Here is a 16,809-nt window from a genome sequence, read left to right as displayed (position 1 = left end):
CCGGCCGCCTTTTTCTTTGCCGATCAAGCATCAATGACCTCTGTCAGGTTGCGTACAATTAATGATCTTTGCCGACCCCTTTTGCTCAAGAGGGCTTTTTCACCAGCCGCGCGAGAGTTAGGGTGTCGCTCGCTGTCGCGTATCTGACGGCTCAAACGCCTCTGGAAGGGCAAAACAAGACAGGGCGGGGGCCTTGAATGAATGATCAAGTCTGAGTTGATCGAGAAGCTGGCGGCCGAGAACACCCACCTCACTCACGCTGAGGTCGAGCGGGTGGTCAACGTCGTTCTGGGCCGTATGACCGAGGCCATGGCTGAAGGCGGTCGTGTGGAATTGCGCGGCTTCGGCGCCTTTTCCGTGCGTTCGCGTCCGGCCCGCGCCGGCCGCAATCCGCGCACCGGCGAGACCGTCGATGTGCCCGCCAAGTCGGTGCCCTTCTTCAAGAGCGGCAAGGAGCTGCGTGAGCGGCTCAACGCCTCGGGCGACGCCTGATTTTCCTACCGGGTTGAAAAGACGGGCGAACCGGTCTTCATTCTCCCTCAGCAACCGTGTCTGCGGCTGATCGCTGCTGCCTGAGAGGATGATTCCATGAGTCTGGTTTCCGAGTTTCGCGAGTTCGCCATCAAGGGCAATGTCGTCGACCTCGCGGTCGGGGTGATCATCGGCGCGGCCTTCAACTCCATCGTCAAGAGCCTGGTCGATCAGGTGGTCATGCCGCCGATCGGCCTGATCACCGGCGGCATCGACTTCTCCAAGCTGGAGTGGGTGCTGCGGCCCGAGAACCCGGCGACGGAGGCGGTGGAGAAGGTCTCGATCCAGTACGGCGCCTTCCTGAACACGGTGATCCAGTTCGCCATCGTGGCCTTCGTGGTCTTCATGCTGGTCAAGGGTATCAATCAGCTGCGCCGCCAGAACGCGGCCGATCCGGCGCCGGAGGCTCCGGCCGCCCCGACCCCGACCGAGCTGCTGCTGACCGAGATCCGCGACGAACTGAAGGCCCGTCCCTGACCGGGGCCGCCCTTCAGGCGGCTTTTCCCGGACGGACTCCCGTCCTGGCCTCGACGCCCGCCTGAGCCTGAGCCTGAGCCTGCGCGCGGGGCGCGGGACGCTGGCAGAAGCCGTGATCACCGTCGAACGGCGTTGGCGACCAGGTAGCCAGATCGCCGGTTTCGGCCCCCTCGCGGAAGCGGATATGGCCGTGGCCCCAGCCGCCCTCATGCCGCGCCCCGATGGCCCAGGCGCCCAACCGGCGCTGCATCTCCTCATGGACGACCTGCAGACGCACCTTGGCCGCGCCGCGCGCCCGCGCCTGGTCGATCAGGGCGCGCATCAGGGCCGGGATGGCGTGGGGCTCGTCGTCCAGGGCCACCAGGTCGAGAATCTCGAGGAACACCGGATCGATCGGCGTGGCCTTGGCGCGCATGGCCATGGCGTAGCCGGTGATCGCCCCGTCGCGCATATAGGCCAGCAACAGCGGAGGGTCGGTCTGATCCGGATCGGCGATGCGCCAGCGCAGGATCTCCGGACTGCGGTCGGCGACGGCCCGGCCGTCCGCCTTCAGCGCCCGCCAGAAGGCGTCGTAGGGCGAGCTGTCGGAAAGGTCGCTCAGGACCGAGACCGGTGAGGGGCGACGCCCGGCGACCGTCCGGCTCAGGCCCCGCTCCGAACGCAGGAACCGCTCGCGATAGGGATCGGTCAGATGCGGCGCCCGGCGCACCGCCTCGCGCAGCAGCCGGCCGCGCAGGCAGTCGATGGGATCGACGATCCAGGACAGTTTCAGGGCGCTGGTCCGATGCGGCCAGGCGCTCATGCCGTGACGGCCGTAGAGGGGCGCCGATCTGGGATTGGCGTTCAGCGTATAGCCGGCGGCGATGTTCGGCTGGTCCAGGACCGCGCGGATCAGGGCGCGGCTCTGACCGCGGGCCGCCGGAGGCACGATGACGGAAAAGCCGGTGGCGACATGATGCCGCCGGTCGTCCTTCCACACCCGCTGGATCAGATTGCCCATGAAGGCGGCAGCTTGACCGTCTCGTCCCGGGAAGACCCAGCCGGACGGCGCCCCGATGTCCAGCCGCGCCGGATTGGCCGCCAGCCACGCCCAGCCCGCGTCCGACCGCTCGGGCCACCAGACGCCGCGGTGCAGGGCATTGACGGCGTCGTGGTCTTCGGTCCGGAACGGGCGCAAACTCATCGAACAGGTCCTTCCCGATGCGGGACGGCGGGGGTCTCGGCATCCGGACGGTGCATGGTCCGGGCCAGCGGAAGGCCTGCCTTATAACAACTATAGATTGCACAAGGGTTTCCGTCTTCACGCGAAACGATTCAGGATTTGACTCTCAGGGTCTGTGGAACAAATAATGAACATCGAGGTTCAGCCCAGCCGATGTCCATTGCCCCGCCCCTGCAGACCCTTCCGGGCTCCACCGCCTGGCCCGCCCTCGCCGAGGGGCTGGAAGAGGTGCGCGCGGTCGGGACCCGCGATATGGCCGGGGCCCTGGTTTTCGCCCTGTCCCGCCTGCCGCAGGTCGACGCGCGGCCGGTGCTGCTGGCGGCGGGACGTCGGTGGGCGGGGGAGCATGGACGGCCCTACGGCCCCGGTTTCCGGGGCGCCGGGGTGGATGGGCGGGGGACCGGCCTGATCCTGACGGAGGGCCGGACTGAGGGGGAGTTGCTGTGGATCATGGAGCAGGCCCTCAGGTCGGGGGCGGTGTCGGCGGCCCTGGCCACGGTCGAGGCGGCGTCTCTGGCCCAGACCCGGCGGCTGGAGTTCGCGGCCCGCGACGGGGCCGCCGTCGGGGTTGTTCTGCGCAACACCGAGGGCGGGCTCAGCGCCGCACGCCGCCGTTGGAGTATCACAACCCTGAAGGGTGCAATCAACCGCGATGACCCGCGGGCGCCGGGGGGCTTCGCCCTCGCCGCCGAACTGACCCGGAGCCGTTCGGAGCGCCCCGGTTCCTGGAGACTGGAGCAGGATGATGAGACGTATCGTCTCCGTCTGGCTGATCGACTGGCCGGTGACGGTCTGGGCGAACGGGGCCGGGCGGGTCTCGCCGCCTGAGGTCCCTGTCGGAACCCACGACGGGCCGCCCTTCGCCCTGATCGCCCGCACGGCGCGGGGCGCGGTTCTGCACGCCCTGAACGCGGCGGCGCGGGCCGCGGGCCTGTCTGCAGGCCAGACCCAGGCCGACGCCCGGGCGATCCTGCCCTCCCTGATCTGCCGCCCCGCCGATCTCGACGCAGACCGTGCGGCTCTGGAGCGGCTGGCCGTCTGGGCCGAGCGCTGGTCCCCTTCCGTTTCGGTCGATGTGGAACAGGAGGGGATGGAGGGGCTGTTCCTCGACGTCACCGGGGCCGGCCATCTGTTCGGCGGGGAGGCGGCGCTTCTGGCCGGGATGGAGGCGCGGCTGGCCGAGGCCGGGGCCCGCGCCCGCCTGGCTCTGGCCCCTACGCCCGGCGCCGGTTGGGCTCTTGCGCGCTGGGGTCGCGAGCAGGCGGTGGTCCTTGAAGACGGGACGAAGCCGGCCCTCGCGCACCTGCCGGTCGAGGCCCTGCGCATCGAGGCGGCGGCCCTCAGGCAGGCGCGGCGGTTCGGGCTGAAGCGGATCGGCGACCTCTATGACATGCCGCGCGCCGGCCTCGCCCGCCGCTTTCGCGACGGGGCGGGGGTCGGTCTGGTCCAGCGGCTGGATCAGGCCCTGGGTCTGGCCGCCGAGGCCCTGATCCTGACGCGCCCGCCGCCGAAATATCGCGCGTGGGAGGCCCATGCCGAACCCCTGTGCGACATCGCCGGGGTCGAGGGGCGGTTGCCGGAACTGGCCGCCGTCCTCGCCGCGGCGCTGGAAAAGGACGGGCAGGGTGCGCGCGTCCTGACCCTGACCGGCTTCCGCACCGATGGCCGGACCACGTCACTGACCATCAAGTCGGGCCTGCCGGGCCGTGAGGTCTCCGTCTGGCTGCGGCTGTTCCGCGAGCGGGGGGTGGAGCGGCTGGATCTCGGCTTCGGCGTCGACGCCCTGATGCTCTCCGCCGACCTGACCGAGCCGGTGAAGGCGCATCAGGTCTCGCTGGAGGATGAGGCGGCGGCCCGTCATGCCGAAAGTCTGACCGCCCTGATCGACCGGCTCTCGGCGCGTCTGGGCGAGGGGGCGGTGCGGGTCGCGGAGCCGCAAGGATCCTGGCTGCCCGAACGCGCCGAACGCTGGCGGCCCGCCCTCGGTATGAAGAAGACGGTGCGGCCGGATGCTGATGTCGCCGAGGCCGATCCGCGTCATCGCCCCATCCTGCTTCTGGATCCGCCCGAGCCGGTCGAGGCCATCGCCGAACTGCCCGACGGGGCGCCGGCCCTGTTCACCTGGCGCAGGCTGGCGCGCCGCGTCGCCCGCGCCGACGGGCCCGAGCGTCTTTCGCCCGAATGGTGGCGGCCGCCGGCCCCGGACCGCGAGGCCCGCACCCGCGACTATTACCGCGTCGAAGACGATCAGGGCCTGCGCTACTGGCTGTTCCGCGAGGGGCTCTACGGCCGCGAATACACCGGCGCGGACAATGAGCGCGCGCCGTCCTGGTGGATGCACGGGATGTTTCCGTGAGCCGGTCTTCCCAATGGTCGGGCGAATACGCCGAGCTAGGCGTCATGACCAACTTCAGCTTTCTGGAGGGGGCGTCGCATCCGGGCGAGCAGATGATGCAGGCCAAGGCCCTGGGCCTAGCCGCCGTCGGCGTCGCCGATCGCAATACGCTGGCGGGAATGGTGCGCGCCCTGATGGGCGCCGAGGATCAGGATATCCCTCTGGTGGTCGGTTGCCGGCTGGGCTTCCTCGATGGGACCGAGCTGATCGTCTTCCCGCGCGACCGCGCCGCCTATGGCCGGCTGTGCCGCCTGCTGACCCTCGGCAAGAGCGAGATCCTCGATGGTCCGGCCGTGGCGGAATGCGGAGCGCCGGCCTCGAACGTGGTCGACTTCCCCGGCGGCGAGGCCCGCCCGGAAGCCGCTGATCCCGCGCCGGATCCTGATCCCGTCGACCGAACCACCAAGGGCGAGACCCGGCTGACCTTCGATCAGGCGGTCGTCTTCGGGGAGGGAATGATCGCCCTGGCCGTCGCGCCCATCGTCCCCGACGCCGCCTTCGAGGCGCGGCTGACGGACTGGCGCACGCGCTGGCCGGATACCCTCTATCTGGCGGCCCAGCCCCTGTGGCGCGGCGGCGACCGGGCGCGGCTGAACCGGCTGGCGGCCATGGCCGAGCGCACCGGCGCACCCCTGATCGCCACCAACGCCGTCCTCTATCACAAGCCTGACCGTCGCCCTCTGCAGGACGTCCTGACCTGCATCCGTGAGGGGACCACCATCGACGTCGCCGGGGTTCGACTCCAGTCCAACGCCGAGCGCCACCTGCGCAGCCCCGCCGCCATCGCCCGCCTGTTCCGGGGCCATGAGGCGGCGCTGGAACGGACGATGGAGGTGGTCGCCGCGTGCAAATTCTCCCTGCGCGAGCTCAGCTATCAATATCCGGACGAGCCGGTGCCGCCGGGGTGGTCGCCGCAGGGCTGGTTGATCCGCCTGACCTGCAAGGGCGCAAGAGCGAAATGGCCCCGGGAGAACGGGCCGGTCCCGACAAAGGTAGTGGAGACCATCCGCAAGGAACTCAGGTTGGTCCGCGAGCGTGACTACGCCCCCTATTTCCTGACGGTCCATGACGTCGTCGCCTGGGCGCGCGATCCGGAACGGAACATCTTGTGCCAGGGCCGAGGATCGGCGGCCAATTCCGTCATCTGCTTCTGTCTGGGGATCACCAATGTCGATCCGACCCGTCAGGACATGCTGATCGAGCGCTTCATCTCTTCGGAGCGATCGGAGCCGCCCGATATCGACGTCGATTTCGAGCATGAGCGGCGCGAGCTGGTCATGCAGTATGTCTATGACCGCTACGGTCGCGACCGGGCCGGCATCGTGGCGACCATTATCCACTATCGGCCCCGCTCGGCGATCCGTGACGTCGGCAAGGCGCTGGGCCTGACCGAGGACGTGACCGCCCGGATGGCCGACACCGTCTGGGGCTCATGGGGCGACGCGGTGAAGGACGACCATGTCGATCAGACGGGTCTCAATCGCGACGACGCCCGTATGGCGCTGGCGCTCCAGCTGACGGCGGAACTGATCAAATTCCCCCGTCATCTGTCACAGCACGTCGGCGGCTTCGTTCTCAGTCAGGGTCCGCTGGTCGAGATCGTTCCCATCGGCAATGCGGCGATGGAAAAACGCACCTTCATTGAATGGGATAAGGACGACATCGATCATCTGAAGCTGATGAAGGTCGATGTCCTCGCGCTGGGTATGCTGACAGCCATGAAGCGCGCCTTCGCCTTGATCGAGGGCAGCTATGGCGAGGCGTGGGCGCTGGACACGATCCCCAGGGAGGCGCCCGAGGTCTATGAGATGCTGTGCAAGGCGGATTCCCTCGGCGTCTTTCAGGTCGAGAGCCGGGCGCAGATGGCCATGCTGCCGCGCCTCCAGCCCCGCGTCTTCTACGATCTGGTCGTGCAGGTGGCGATCGTCCGGCCGGGACCGATCCAGGGCGGGATGGTCCATCCCTATCTGAAACGCCGGCTGGAGCGTCGGCTCCACGAGGCGGAACATGGCAAGGGCAGCTACCGGTTCGAAATGCCTGGCTCCCGGGAAGACCCGCAGGAACTGGCCAATGTGCTGCGCAAGACCCTGGGCGTGCCCCTGTTCCAGGAGCAGGCGATGCGGATCGCCATGGTCGCGGCCGAGTTCACCGGCGGGGAGGCCAACGGCCTGCGCCGGGCCATGGCGACCTTCCGGCACATGGGCACGATCGGTGAATACGAGAAGATGATGGTCGAGCGGATGATCGCGCGGGGCTATGAGCCCGATTTCGCCCAGCGGTGCTTCGATCAGATCAAGGGGTTCGGGGAGTACGGATTCCCGGAGAGCCACGCCTGTTCCTTCGCCCACATCGTCTATGTCTCGGCCTGGGTGAAATGCGTCTATCCCGAGGTGTTCGCGGCCTGTCTGCTGAACAGCCAGCCGATGGGGTTCTATGCGCCCGCCCAGATCGTGCGGGACGCCCGGGAGCATGGGGTCGAGGTACGACATCCGGATGTGAACGCCAGCGACTGGGATGCGACCCTTGAGACGCGAGACGACCAGACGCGCCGCGCTCTGCGTCTCGGCCTTCGCGCCATCGACGGCTTCCGTGAGGCCTGGGCGGAGCGGATCGCGGATGAGCGGGCGCTGGCCCCCTTCGTCGATCTGGAGGACCTGCGGCTCAGGGCGAAGCTGCCGCCCGCGGCGCTCGACCGACTGGCGGAGGCCGACGCCTTCGGGTCGCTGAAACTGTCGCGGCGCCAGGGGCTGTGGGCGGCGAAGGGCGCGCCCCCGGCCGCGAGCGCGCCCCTGTTCGAAGCCATGGGGCTGGACGAGGCCGACGGCCGCCCGCCCGAGGCCTTGCCGGAACTCAGCCCTGGCGAGGAGGTGGTCGGCGACTATCAGACCATCCGCCTGTCGCTGAAGGGCCATCCGGTGTCCTTCCTGCGCGATCGGCTGACGCAGGCGGGCGCCCTGACGGCGCTGGACTATCAGTCGGCCCGGGCGGGGCGGCGGGTCGCGGTCGGTGGCGTGGTTCTGGTGCGCCAGAGGCCGGGCTCGGCCAAGGGGGTGGTCTTCCTGACGCTGGAAGACGAGACCGGGGTCGCCAATCTGGTCGTCTGGCCGGACATCTTCGAACGCTTGCGTCCCGTCGCCATGGGCGCGCGCATGATCCTGGCGAAGGGCCGCATCCAGTGCGCCGAGGGCGTCAGCCATCTGGTGGTCGAGGACCTGATCGACTGGACCCCGATGCTGGGCCACATCAGCGAGGACGACCGGATCACGCCCGATCCGGCCCCGGGATCGGGCCATTCGCCCAGCAACCCCAACCGTCGCCGCCATCCGCGCGACGTGCGCATCCTGCCCGGATCGCGGGATTTCCACTGAGGCGAAGGGCTCCGACAGGCCGCATGCGACACTGCGGCGACGGTCCGGATTCATCCTTAAGACTTGTCCGGTCTTTCCCGGCGTGCTGCTTATGCGCCCAATCGCGCCGGATGGGCGCACCTGAAGGAGCAGTCGCTTGAGTATGACGGATGGGGGAGGGGCTGTTGAAGCGCCTCAGAAACAGTTTCTGGGACACCCACGGGGGTTGGTGATCCTGTTCTTCACCGAGATGTGGGAACGGTTCTCCTTCTACGGCATGCGGGCCTTGCTGGTCCTGTATCTGACCCAGCATTTCCTGTTCGACGCGAACAACGCCCAGGGCATCTACGCGGCCTACGCCGCCCTGGTGTATCTGATGCCGGTCATCGGCGGGGCCATCGCCGACCGCTTCCTGGGCTCGCGCAAGGCCGTGACCATCGGCGCGCTGCTGCTGGTCGCCGGTCATTTCCTGATGGCGTTCGAGGGCTCGGGCGGCAAGGAGTTCATCCAGTACCAGGGTCGTGAATATCCGATCGTGGTCGAGGGTCGCGACACCAACCGCCAGCTGTTCATCATGGACGGCGAGAAGCGGGTTCCGATCAAGATCGGGCCGGAAGGCATCCGGGTTCTCAACCTGCCGACGGCGGTCGAGAGCGCCCAGGCCGTCGCCGCCTCGCCTTCGCCCGAAGCCGTTCCGGCGACCGCCACCGTGACCGATCCGGCCGCGGCCGCGGTTCCGGCCGACGGTCCGGCCGCCGCCGCCGCCACCTCGCCCGAGGCGGCCGTGGCCCGGGCCCAGGCCGACAACGCCGCTGCGGGCTTCCCCAATGAGATCGCCAACGGCGCCTATGAGAAGAAGACCCAGGTGGACCTGACCGGTCAGGCGACCCTGTTCTTCGCCCTGGCCCTGATCATCGTCGGCGTCGGCTTCCTGAAGCCGAACATCTCGACCGTTGTGGGCTCGCTCTACGAACAGGGCGATCCGCGTCGCGACGCCGGCTTCACCATCTTCTACGTCGGCATCAACCTGGGCTCGGTCCTGGCCTCGGCGGTCTGCGCCTGGCTGGGCATCAAATACGGCTGGAAGTACGGCTTCGGCCTGGCCGGCATCGGCATGCTGGCCGGTCTGATCACCTTCTGGGTGGGCCAGAAATGGCTCGGCAACCGCGCCGATCCGCCGGCCTCGGCCAAGCTGGACAAAAAGACCTTCGGCATCCCGCGCGAGGCCTGGATCTATATCCTGGGCATCCTGTTCGTCGTGCCGATGTGGCTGATCGTGCAGCAGCACGATGCGGTCGAGGCTTCGCTGCTTTACCTCGTGCCGGCCGTCTTCATCGGCCTGCTGGGCTATTCGGTGATCTTCATCAAGGGCGACGGCCGCTGGAAGATGCTGGCGGCCCTGCTGCTGACCATGTTCTCGGTGGTCTTCTGGGCCCTGTTCGAACAGGCGGGCTCCAGCCTGACCCTGTTCGCCGACCAGTCCACCGAGATCCCCGGCTGGTTCAACGCGGCCATGACCCAGACCTTCAACCCCGGCACCATCATCATCTTCGGCCCGATCATGGCCGGTCTGTGGGTGTGGCTGGGCAAGAAGGGCCTGGAGCCCAATGTGCCGGTCAAGTTCGGCATGGCCCTGGTCGGCGTCGGCGCCGGCTTCCTGCTGCTGGTGTGGGCCGCCCACACCCAGGCCGACAGCGCCTTCAAGGTGCCGTTGATCTGGCTGTTCCTGGCCTATTTCCTCCACTCGATCGCCGAGCTGATGCTGTCGCCGGTCGGCCTGTCCATGATCACCAAACTGTCCGTGCCGCGGATGGTCGGGATGATGATGGGCGCCTGGTTCATGGCCTCGGCCCTGGCCCACATCATCGCGGGCCTGGTCGCCAAGTCGACCTCGACCGAGACGGTCGGCGGCGTGGTCACCAACCCGGAATTGGCCCTGGCGACCTATGCCAAGGTGTTCCAGGAGATCGGCATCTGGGGCGTCGGCTTCGGCGTTCTGCTGCTGCTCGGTTCGCCGGTGCTCAAGTGGATGATGAAGGGCGTGAAGTAGCGTCTGATCCCCGGCTCAAAAAGAAAGGGCGGCGCCGTCGGCGCCGCCCTTTTTCGTTATCGACCGTGTGAGCGGCCTCGAACGAAGGCTGATCAGAAGGTTTTTCTTACGCGGAACGACCAGAAGGTGCGCGGGTCGATCTGGCGGTCCTCGGTGAAGGACACCGCCCCGGCCGCGCGGTCGGAATAGACGGTGCGGCGGATCTGGAAGTCGTTCCAGATGTTCAGCTGGCCGCGGATCGACAGGGTCGTGGTCGGTTTGTACTCGACGAAGGCTTCGTAATACTCCGCACCACGCCAGCCCGAGACCTGGTCCGGGTAAAACTGCTTCTGGCCCAGCAGCGGCAGGATGTTGATGCCCCACTGGGTCTTCCACGAATGGATGTCCTGGGAGAAGCCGACATTGACCTGGGTCGGACGCACGCCCGAGATGGGACGGGTCTCGTGGGTGGTCGGGTCGGTGACCTCGGTCTTGTTCCAGTCGTTGCGGAAGGTGAAGCGGCCGCCGGGAATGTGCAGCTTGTCGGTCGGGACCACCACGTTCAGCGACAGCTGATCGAGCGTGCCGTCGCCGATGTTGCCGGTCGCCGACAGGCCGCCGGGCAGGGGCAGGCTGTCGATCACATCGATGATCTTGTCGTGGCGATAGCCGATGGAGACGATGCCCTCGCCCCAGAAGCGGCGCTCATAGGTCAGTTCCGAGATCCAGCGCTGTTCCGGCTCCAGATCGACGTTGCCGCCATAGACATTGCCGTCGTTCAGGTCGGCCGAGGCGGCGAAGTCGCCGAAGTCCAGCTGACCCAGCTCGCGCTCGAAGCGGAAGCGCAACTGGTTGTTGGGCCGGGGCGTCCAGGTCGCCAGGAAGCGCGGCTTGGCGAAGAAGAAGCTCTTCTCCTGATTGGCGTCGCCCGACTGGCTGATGGTCGAGGCCTCCATGCGCAGGCCGCCCTCCAGGGTCAGGTCGGGGTGGATGCGCCAGGTCGCCTTGCCGAAGGCCTCGCCGCGCGTCTCCTCGACCTTCACCGAGGCCGAGGGCAGGGGGATGTTGGTCCCGCCGATGGTGAAGGCCTGTTCGACCTCCAGCATATTGTAGGCGATCTCGGCCCCGGCCTCGAAGGTCAGGGCAGGCGAGCGCTCGTTGCGGACCAGGCCGCGCAGGATGCTCTCGGACGAGTTGCCGCTGGCGTTGAAGGCCTGTTCCGGGTCGGCGACGCCATTGAATCGGGCGTTGCTGGTCGAGGTGTTGTCGAAGTCCTCGTACTGATGGATCAGTCGGGCCTCGGCCGTCCAGCGGGCGTTCAGCGGGCGGGTGTAGACCAGGCCCAGTTCGCCGGAGGTGCTGTCCTGATCGTCGCGGCTGTCGCGCAGGGCGGTGGCGGAGGTCTGGGTCTGGACACCGTGCCAGTCGTTGATCCCGACCCGGGCGGTCAGATCGATCTTGCCGCCGGCGAAGGGCCCCGAATAGTTGCCGCGAATGCCGTTGCCGCCGCCGTAGCCGTCGGTGAAGACGTGCTCGTCGCGGGTGAGGTTGCCATTGGCGTCGCGGCGGATCACGCGGCCGACGCCGTTGGAATCGCTCATCCCCATGCCGTCGCTGAGGGTCACGCCCCAGCTGCGGTCGCCGTTGGTGGCGGTGAACTGGTAGCTGCCGCCGTAGATGTCATGGCCGCCCTCGAACAGGGTCGAGTTCCAGGTCAGGATCGACTGGTGGCTGGTCCCGCTCTTCAGGATCACGTTCACGACGACTGAATAGCCCTGCATGTCGATGCCGGCGGCGCCGCCGCGGACCAGTTCGATGCGCTCGACCCGGTTGGCCGGGGTGCGCGACAGGACGTTGGAGCCGGTGTCGTTCTTGGACGCCGGGCGGGCGTTGTTGATCAGGACGTTGCCGACCGAGCCCTCGAAGCCCCGGCTGCCGGAGCCGTCCTCGACCGAGAAACCTGGAACGCGGTTGACCATGTCCAGCGCCGTATTGGGCCGCTGTTCGGCGAAGAAGTCGGGGGTGAAGACCAGAACGCCGCGCTGGGTCGCGTCGGCCAGGGGGGCGACGCCGGGACCCGCCTGGGTCGGGCCGGTCGGAACCGGAGCCTGGGCGACCTGGGGATCGGTTCCGGCGAACACCAGAGTCGGAGCGCCGGCGGCGCTCAGGATCAGGGCCGTGGAGGCCAGCAGGATTGTCTTGGTCATCGCCTTGGGGTTCCCCTCTTTCGTGATGAGGGTTTTGGAGGGACAGGCGGTCTGTCTCCAGTTACAAGGCTGAAAGGTGGATTAAATCGCCTCCATCATTACAGGAAAGTCATGTGGATGTTCTGTAATCGTCAGGCCATTATTCGAACATGATGACATTCCGCCGCCTGATTTCAGTGTTCGCGCTCTGCGCCGGCCTTGCCGTTGCGCCCATGGCCGTGGCCCAGACCCCGTCTCAGGACGAGTCTGCGGATCGCGTCGAGGACGTGGTCGTCACCGCCCGCCGGGCCGGGGCGCCGATGTGGGAGATTTCCGACGGGGCGAGCACGGTCATTCTGATCGGCGCCCTCAGCGGGGTGCCGCGCGATTTCGAATGGCGGCCCGAGGCGCTGGAGGCGGCGACGGCGCGGTCGCAGCGCATCCTCTATCCGCAGGAGGGCCGGGCCTCGCTCAGCGACGTCTTCCGGCTGATCTGGCGCATCCGCACCATCGCCCGCCTGCCCGAGGGCAAGACCACGGCCGACTATCTGTCGCCGGAGTGGCAGGCCCGGCTGGAGGCGCTCAAGGCCGGTGAGCGCGATCAGAAATGGCGCACCCAGAGCTTCGTCGGCCTGAGCTTCGACCTGATGGAACAGGCCGGCTATGCGCGGGGCCGCAACCGGGGCGCCGTCGACGCGGTCCGGGGCGCCGCGCGGCAGGGCCGGATCGGCGGCGAGCCGGTCGGGATCGTGCGCGGCGACGAGATGATCGACAATCTGATCACCCAGCCGCCCCAGACCTATCTGCCCTGTCTCCAGGCCTCGATCCGGGCGGCCGAGGCGGGGCCGGCGGGCGCCGCGGCGCGGCTGGACGCCTGGCGTTCGCTGAAGGTCCCCGAGGTGCTGGCGACGCCGTTGGATCAGGCGGTCAGCCTGTGCTGGCCCTGGGGCGACCCCGAGATCGCGCCCGTGCTGCGCGGCCAGTGGGCCGATGCGGCCAAGCTGGCCCTGACCCGGCCCGGCGTGACCATGGGGGTGGCCCCCTTGCGCGTCCTTGCCGAGCCCGGCGGGGTGCTGGACCAGCTGGAAGCCCAGGGGCTGGACGTCGAGGGCCCGATCTGGCGCCCCGATCAACGCTGAGGCTTCAGTAGAACAGGCCGGTGTTCGAATTGGACGGCGCGGGCGTCTTCACCGGCGGCGGGACGGCGTTACGGTCCAGATAAGGATGGACCTCCTCACCAGGTCGGGGCGGCGGCATCGGGGCCGGGCCGGTCTCGGTGTAGGCGGGCTGTTCGGCGTGGTAGTCGTCGATGGGAGCGCCGTCGGTCGAGGCCGGTTGCGCCTCCGGCAGCTTGCCGTCGAAGCCGTTGTTCAGCTGACCCACCTCCATGACGCCGCCGGGCGCCACGTCGGGCTCGACCGGGGCCACCACGGCGACGCTGAGGTCCGCGCCGCTTCCGGCTCTGGCTTCGTCATCGCCGCCGGCCAGCATCAAGCCGCCGAGACCGAGGGCGGCGACGACGACGACCCCGGCGATGATCCACCGGGCCCTCGGCTGGCTGAGATAGTCGAGCACGTCCTTGCCGGTCATCGGCGTGTTCCTTTCGGTCCAGGCGGTCGTTTCTAACGCTCAAACCCCGGGCTCGCCAGCGGGGTTCCAGCGCCGCAGAGATCAGAGCGGAACGGCAATGCGAGGAGGAGGGGTCCTTCGACCCTGTCGCAACTCCTGACTGTGGCTGTTCAACCGCAGTGCAGCATTTTTGGGTGCGCCGCACTATTCCCAAAAAATGGCGTTTGCTAAGCATTGAAAAATCGAATGATCCCCGGGGGAAGGTTGGCGGCTTCGGGGCTTTTCGGATTTGGACTGGATCGGTTTGGGGTCCGGCGTCCGGCCACTTCCCGTGTCCGGCCTTGAGCTGAGGATGGGCATCCAGTGAACGAATCCGTGGGCCAGATTTCGCTGGGCAGGAAGCTCGAGATCGATAGATTCCGACCGTCCGGTTTCGACTATATGCGCCTGATCCTGGCGCTGTCGGTTCTCATTCCCCATTCCGCGCTGGTGGCCCAGGGCGAGGCCTACGGGGTCTGGTTCTTTGCGGCGGGCGCACCCTATTTCAAGCTTATCCTCCCCGCCTTCTTCGCACTGAGCGGCTTCCTGGTCGCGGGCAGTATGGAGCGCAGCAAGACGCTGGTGACCTTCCTGGGTCTGCGTGTCATCCGCATCTATCCCGCCCTCATGGTCGAGGTGATCCTGTCGGCCCTGTTGATCGGCCCCTTCGTCACGACGCTGCCGCTCGGCGACTACTTCACCGACCCGAAATTCTTCCACTATCTGGTCAACGTCACCGGACACATCACCTACTATTTGCCCGGCGTTTTCACGACCAATCCCAAGCCGGACATCGTCAATCTGCAGCTCTGGACCGTGCCGTGGGAGCTGATCTGCTACCTGTCGCTGACCGCCCTGATCCTGGTCGGAGGAAAGCGGTCGCGGCATATCGTACTGGCCGGCCTCGCTTTCGCCTTCGTGGCCGGGATCGTGGTGCGGGTCGTGCTTCCGGCCCTGAAGGGCGCCGACACCTTCGTGCCGTTGACCGGTCACGTCTGGGGGCCGGAGCTGGTGCTCAACTTCCTGTGCGGCGTCACCATCTATCTTTACCGTGACGTCCTGCCCTGGAACCGGTGGTGGGGCCTCGCGGCGCTGGCGCTGTCGGTCTTGCTGCTGCAGTTCGCGCCGGCCGGCCAATATCTGTCCATCCTGCCGATCGGCTATGCGACGGTGTTCCTTGGGCTCTGCAATCCCAAGCGGCACCGGTTCGCGGGGGTCGCGGACTATTCCTACGGCGTCTATCTGTACGGCTTCGTGGTTCAGCAGTTCGTCGCCTACGCCCTGCCTTTCACCCGCGTCTGGTATCTGAATCTGCTGTTCGCCGTTCCCTTGAGCCTGCTGTGCGGCGTCGTGTCCTGGCATCTGGTCGAAAAGCCGGCCGCCGGGTTGCGTGAGCCCCTCAAGAAGCTTGAAGCCGCCTGGCTGCGGCTCAAGGCGCGTTTCCCGGCGCCGTGGTCTTAAGCCCCCGCGGCTCTGTCGGACTCCGGAGCGTAACCGGGCCTGGCCGGCGTCCCTTCAGACCGCCCCTAGACCGCGGTCCCGCCGACGGTCAGGCCGCCGATCTTGAGCGAGGGCTGGCCGATGCCGACGGGGACGCCCTGTCCGGCCTTGCCACAGACGCCCACGCCCGGATCGAAGGCGAAGTCGTCGCCGATCATGGTGACGTTCTGCAGGGCCGTGGCGCCGTCGCCGATCAGGGTCGCGCCACGCACCGGGGCGGTGATCCTGCCGTCCTCGATCAGATAGGCCTCGGTGCACTGGAAGACGAACTTGCCGTTGGTGATGTCCACCTGGCCGCCGCCGAAATTGGCCGCGTAGAGGCCGCGCTTCGTCGAGGCGATCATGTCGGCCTGTTTGTCCTTGCCCCCTTCCATGAAGGTGTTGGTCATGCGCGGCATGGGCATGTGGGCGAAGGACTGGCGGCGGCCGTTGCCGGTGGCGCGCTGGCCCAGCTGGCGGGCCGAGAGGCGGTCGTTCATCAGCCCGACCATGATGCCGTCCTCGATCAGGACGGTGCGTGAGGTCGGGGTGCCTTCGTCGTCGACGCTGAGCGAGCCCCGGCGGCCGGCGATGGAGCCGTCGTCGACCACGGTCACGCCGGGCGCGGCGACCCGCTTGCCCATCATCCCGGTGAAGACCGAGGAGCCCTTGCGGTGGAAGTCGCCCTCGAAGCCGTGGCCGATGGCCTCGTGCAGCAGGACGCCGGGCCAGCCGGCGCCGAGAACGACGTCCATCTCGCCCGCCGGGCAGTCGACGGCGTCCAGGTTGACAAGGGCCTGGCGCAGGGCCTCGTCGACCTGGGCCTGCCAGCGCTCGGGCGCGATCCAGGCCTCGAAGCCGGCGCGGCCGCCGGCGCCGGCGGAGGCGCTCTCGCGGCGGCCGTCGCGCTCGACCGTGACCGAGACGTTCAGCCGGACCAGGGGGCGGATATCGCGCACCGTCATGGCGTCCGCACGCAGGATCTCGATGGCGCGGCGCTCGCCGATCAGGGAGGCCGAGACCTGGACCACGCGCGGATCGCGGGCCCGGGCCCAGGCGTCGATCTCGGCCAGCAGGGCGATCTTGTCGGAGAAGGCCGGCGAAGCGAGGGGATCGACCTCGTCATAGAGCTTCTGGTTGGTGGCGCGCGGTCCCTCGGCGCTCACGCCGGCATGGCCGGCCTTGGCCAGGGCGGCGCTGTCGGCGGCGCGGCGCAGGGAGGCGGCGGAAATCTCGTTGGCGTGGGCGTATCCGGCCGTCTCTCCAGCGACGACGCGCAGGCCGAAGCCTTCGGAGGCGTCATAGGCGGCGGACTTCAGCCGGCCGTCGTCGAACACCAGGGATTCCGATTCCGAGCGCTCAAGGAACAGCTCCCCATCGTCGGCGCCGACGAGGGCGCCTTCGAGGATCGACAGGGCCTCGGACGGGTCGACCCCGGCGGTTTCGAGAATGGGGGGCGGGGAGGTGTGGACAGTCATGGGCGATAGATAGGACGCGGAGGACGGTTCGTCACGGGCGGTTCGTAATGGGAGGCG

12 protein-coding genes are annotated in these 16,809 nt (G+C 68.0%); 8 read left to right on the top strand and 4 right to left on the bottom strand.

What is annotated here, in order from left to right; translation table 11 throughout:
• The first annotated feature begins 201 nt into the window (after window positions 1–201).
• Both ACW172_RS06095 and mscL read left to right on the top strand, forming a co-directional pair.
• Entirely contained in the window at window positions 202–492 is a 291-nt protein-coding gene (locus ACW172_RS06095) for an integration host factor subunit beta (protein ID WP_492034294.1), read from the top strand.
• Window positions 493–588: 96 nt separating this feature from the next.
• The gene (gene mscL, locus ACW172_RS06090) at window positions 589–1,008 is read left to right on the top strand and encodes a large-conductance mechanosensitive channel protein MscL (RefSeq protein WP_492034293.1); all 420 of its coding nucleotides are present in this window, start codon (window positions 589–591) and stop codon (window positions 1,006–1,008) included.
• A gap of 13 nt (window positions 1,009–1,021) precedes the next feature.
• On the opposite strand, the gene ACW172_RS06085 is transcribed toward mscL, so the two are convergent.
• Window positions 1,022–2,191 (bottom strand): N-acetyltransferase, encoded by a 1,170-nt coding sequence (locus tag ACW172_RS06085; RefSeq protein WP_492034292.1) that lies wholly within the window; start codon window positions 2,189–2,191, stop codon window positions 1,022–1,024.
• Between the two features lie 192 nt (window positions 2,192–2,383).
• Between ACW172_RS06085 and ACW172_RS06080 the strand changes: the two genes are divergently transcribed.
• From ACW172_RS06080 to ACW172_RS06065, 4 genes are all read left to right on the top strand, one after another.
• Entirely contained in the window at window positions 2,384–3,058 is a 675-nt protein-coding gene (locus ACW172_RS06080; RefSeq protein ID WP_492034291.1) for a hypothetical protein, read from the top strand.
• The gene (locus ACW172_RS06075) at window positions 2,976–4,586 is read left to right on the top strand and encodes a Y-family DNA polymerase (RefSeq protein WP_492034290.1); all 1,611 of its coding nucleotides are present in this window, start codon (window positions 2,976–2,978) and stop codon (window positions 4,584–4,586) included. Before ACW172_RS06080 ends, ACW172_RS06075 begins: the two co-directional genes overlap by 83 nt.
• A 44-nt stretch (window positions 4,587–4,630) precedes the next feature.
• Complete coding sequence (locus ACW172_RS06070) at window positions 4,631–7,993, top strand: error-prone DNA polymerase (protein WP_492034945.1); 3,363 nt, start codon at window positions 4,631–4,633, stop codon at window positions 7,991–7,993.
• A 208-nt stretch (window positions 7,994–8,201) separates the two neighbouring features.
• Window positions 8,202–10,022 carry a peptide MFS transporter gene (locus ACW172_RS06065; RefSeq protein WP_492034944.1) on the top strand — a complete coding sequence of 607 codons (1,821 nt, stop codon included), beginning with the start codon at window positions 8,202–8,204 and terminating at the stop codon, window positions 10,020–10,022.
• 92 nt (window positions 10,023–10,114) lie between these two features.
• On the opposite strand, the gene ACW172_RS06060 is transcribed toward ACW172_RS06065, so the two are convergent.
• Complete coding sequence (locus ACW172_RS06060) at window positions 10,115–12,208, bottom strand: TonB-dependent receptor plug domain-containing protein (protein WP_492034289.1); 2,094 nt, start codon at window positions 12,206–12,208, stop codon at window positions 10,115–10,117.
• 149 nt (window positions 12,209–12,357) lie between these two features.
• Between ACW172_RS06060 and ACW172_RS06055 the strand changes: the two genes are divergently transcribed.
• Entirely contained in the window at window positions 12,358–13,326 is a 969-nt protein-coding gene (locus ACW172_RS06055; RefSeq protein WP_492034288.1) for a TraB/GumN family protein, read from the top strand.
• Window positions 13,327–13,330: 4 nt separating this feature from the next.
• Here ACW172_RS06055 and ACW172_RS06050 read toward each other — a convergent pair whose 3' ends face one another.
• Window positions 13,331–13,777, bottom strand: coding sequence for a hypothetical protein (locus ACW172_RS06050; protein ID WP_492034287.1), 447 nt, complete (start codon window positions 13,775–13,777; stop codon window positions 13,331–13,333).
• Window positions 13,778–14,119: 342 nt separating this feature from the next.
• Here ACW172_RS06050 and ACW172_RS06045 point away from each other — a divergent pair, with 342 nt between their 5' ends.
• Window positions 14,120–15,256: an acyltransferase family protein gene (locus ACW172_RS06045; protein WP_492034286.1), complete on the top strand. Its 1,137-nt coding sequence runs from the start codon at window positions 14,120–14,122 to the stop codon at window positions 15,254–15,256.
• Between the two features lie 65 nt (window positions 15,257–15,321).
• Here ACW172_RS06045 and tldD read toward each other — a convergent pair whose 3' ends face one another.
• Window positions 15,322–16,752: a metalloprotease TldD gene (tldD, locus tag ACW172_RS06040; RefSeq protein ID WP_492034285.1), complete on the bottom strand. Its 1,431-nt coding sequence runs from the start codon at window positions 16,750–16,752 to the stop codon at window positions 15,322–15,324.
• Between the last annotated feature and the right edge of the window lie 57 nt (window positions 16,753–16,809).

It is taken from the genome of Brevundimonas sp. ALps5 (genome assembly GCF_058681645.1).
This window is presented reverse-complemented; position numbering and strand designations above follow the sequence as displayed.

Bases quoted from the DNA above. Each gene is read 5' to 3' on its own strand.
- ACW172_RS06095 (WP_492034294.1), top strand. From the start codon at position 202: ATGATCAAGTCTGAGTTGATCGAGAAGCTGGCGGCCGAGAACACCCAC.
- mscL (WP_492034293.1), top strand. From the start codon at position 589: ATGAGTCTGGTTTCCGAGTTTCGCGAGTTCGCCATCAAGGGCAATGTC.
- ACW172_RS06085 (WP_492034292.1), bottom strand. From the start codon at position 2,191: ATGAGTTTGCGCCCGTTCCGGACCGAAGACCACGACGCCGTCAATGCC.
- ACW172_RS06080 (WP_492034291.1), top strand. From the start codon at position 2,384: ATGTCCATTGCCCCGCCCCTGCAGACCCTTCCGGGCTCCACCGCCTGG.
- ACW172_RS06075 (WP_492034290.1), top strand. From the start codon at position 2,976: ATGAGACGTATCGTCTCCGTCTGGCTGATCGACTGGCCGGTGACGGTC.
- ACW172_RS06070 (WP_492034945.1), top strand. From the start codon at position 4,631: ATGACCAACTTCAGCTTTCTGGAGGGGGCGTCGCATCCGGGCGAGCAG.
- ACW172_RS06060 (WP_492034289.1), bottom strand. From the start codon at position 12,208: ATGACCAAGACAATCCTGCTGGCCTCCACGGCCCTGATCCTGAGCGCC.
- ACW172_RS06055 (WP_492034288.1), top strand. From the start codon at position 12,358: ATGATGACATTCCGCCGCCTGATTTCAGTGTTCGCGCTCTGCGCCGGC.
- ACW172_RS06050 (WP_492034287.1), bottom strand. From the start codon at position 13,777: ATGACCGGCAAGGACGTGCTCGACTATCTCAGCCAGCCGAGGGCCCGG.
- tldD (WP_492034285.1), bottom strand. From the start codon at position 16,752: ATGACTGTCCACACCTCCCCGCCCCCCATTCTCGAAACCGCCGGGGTC.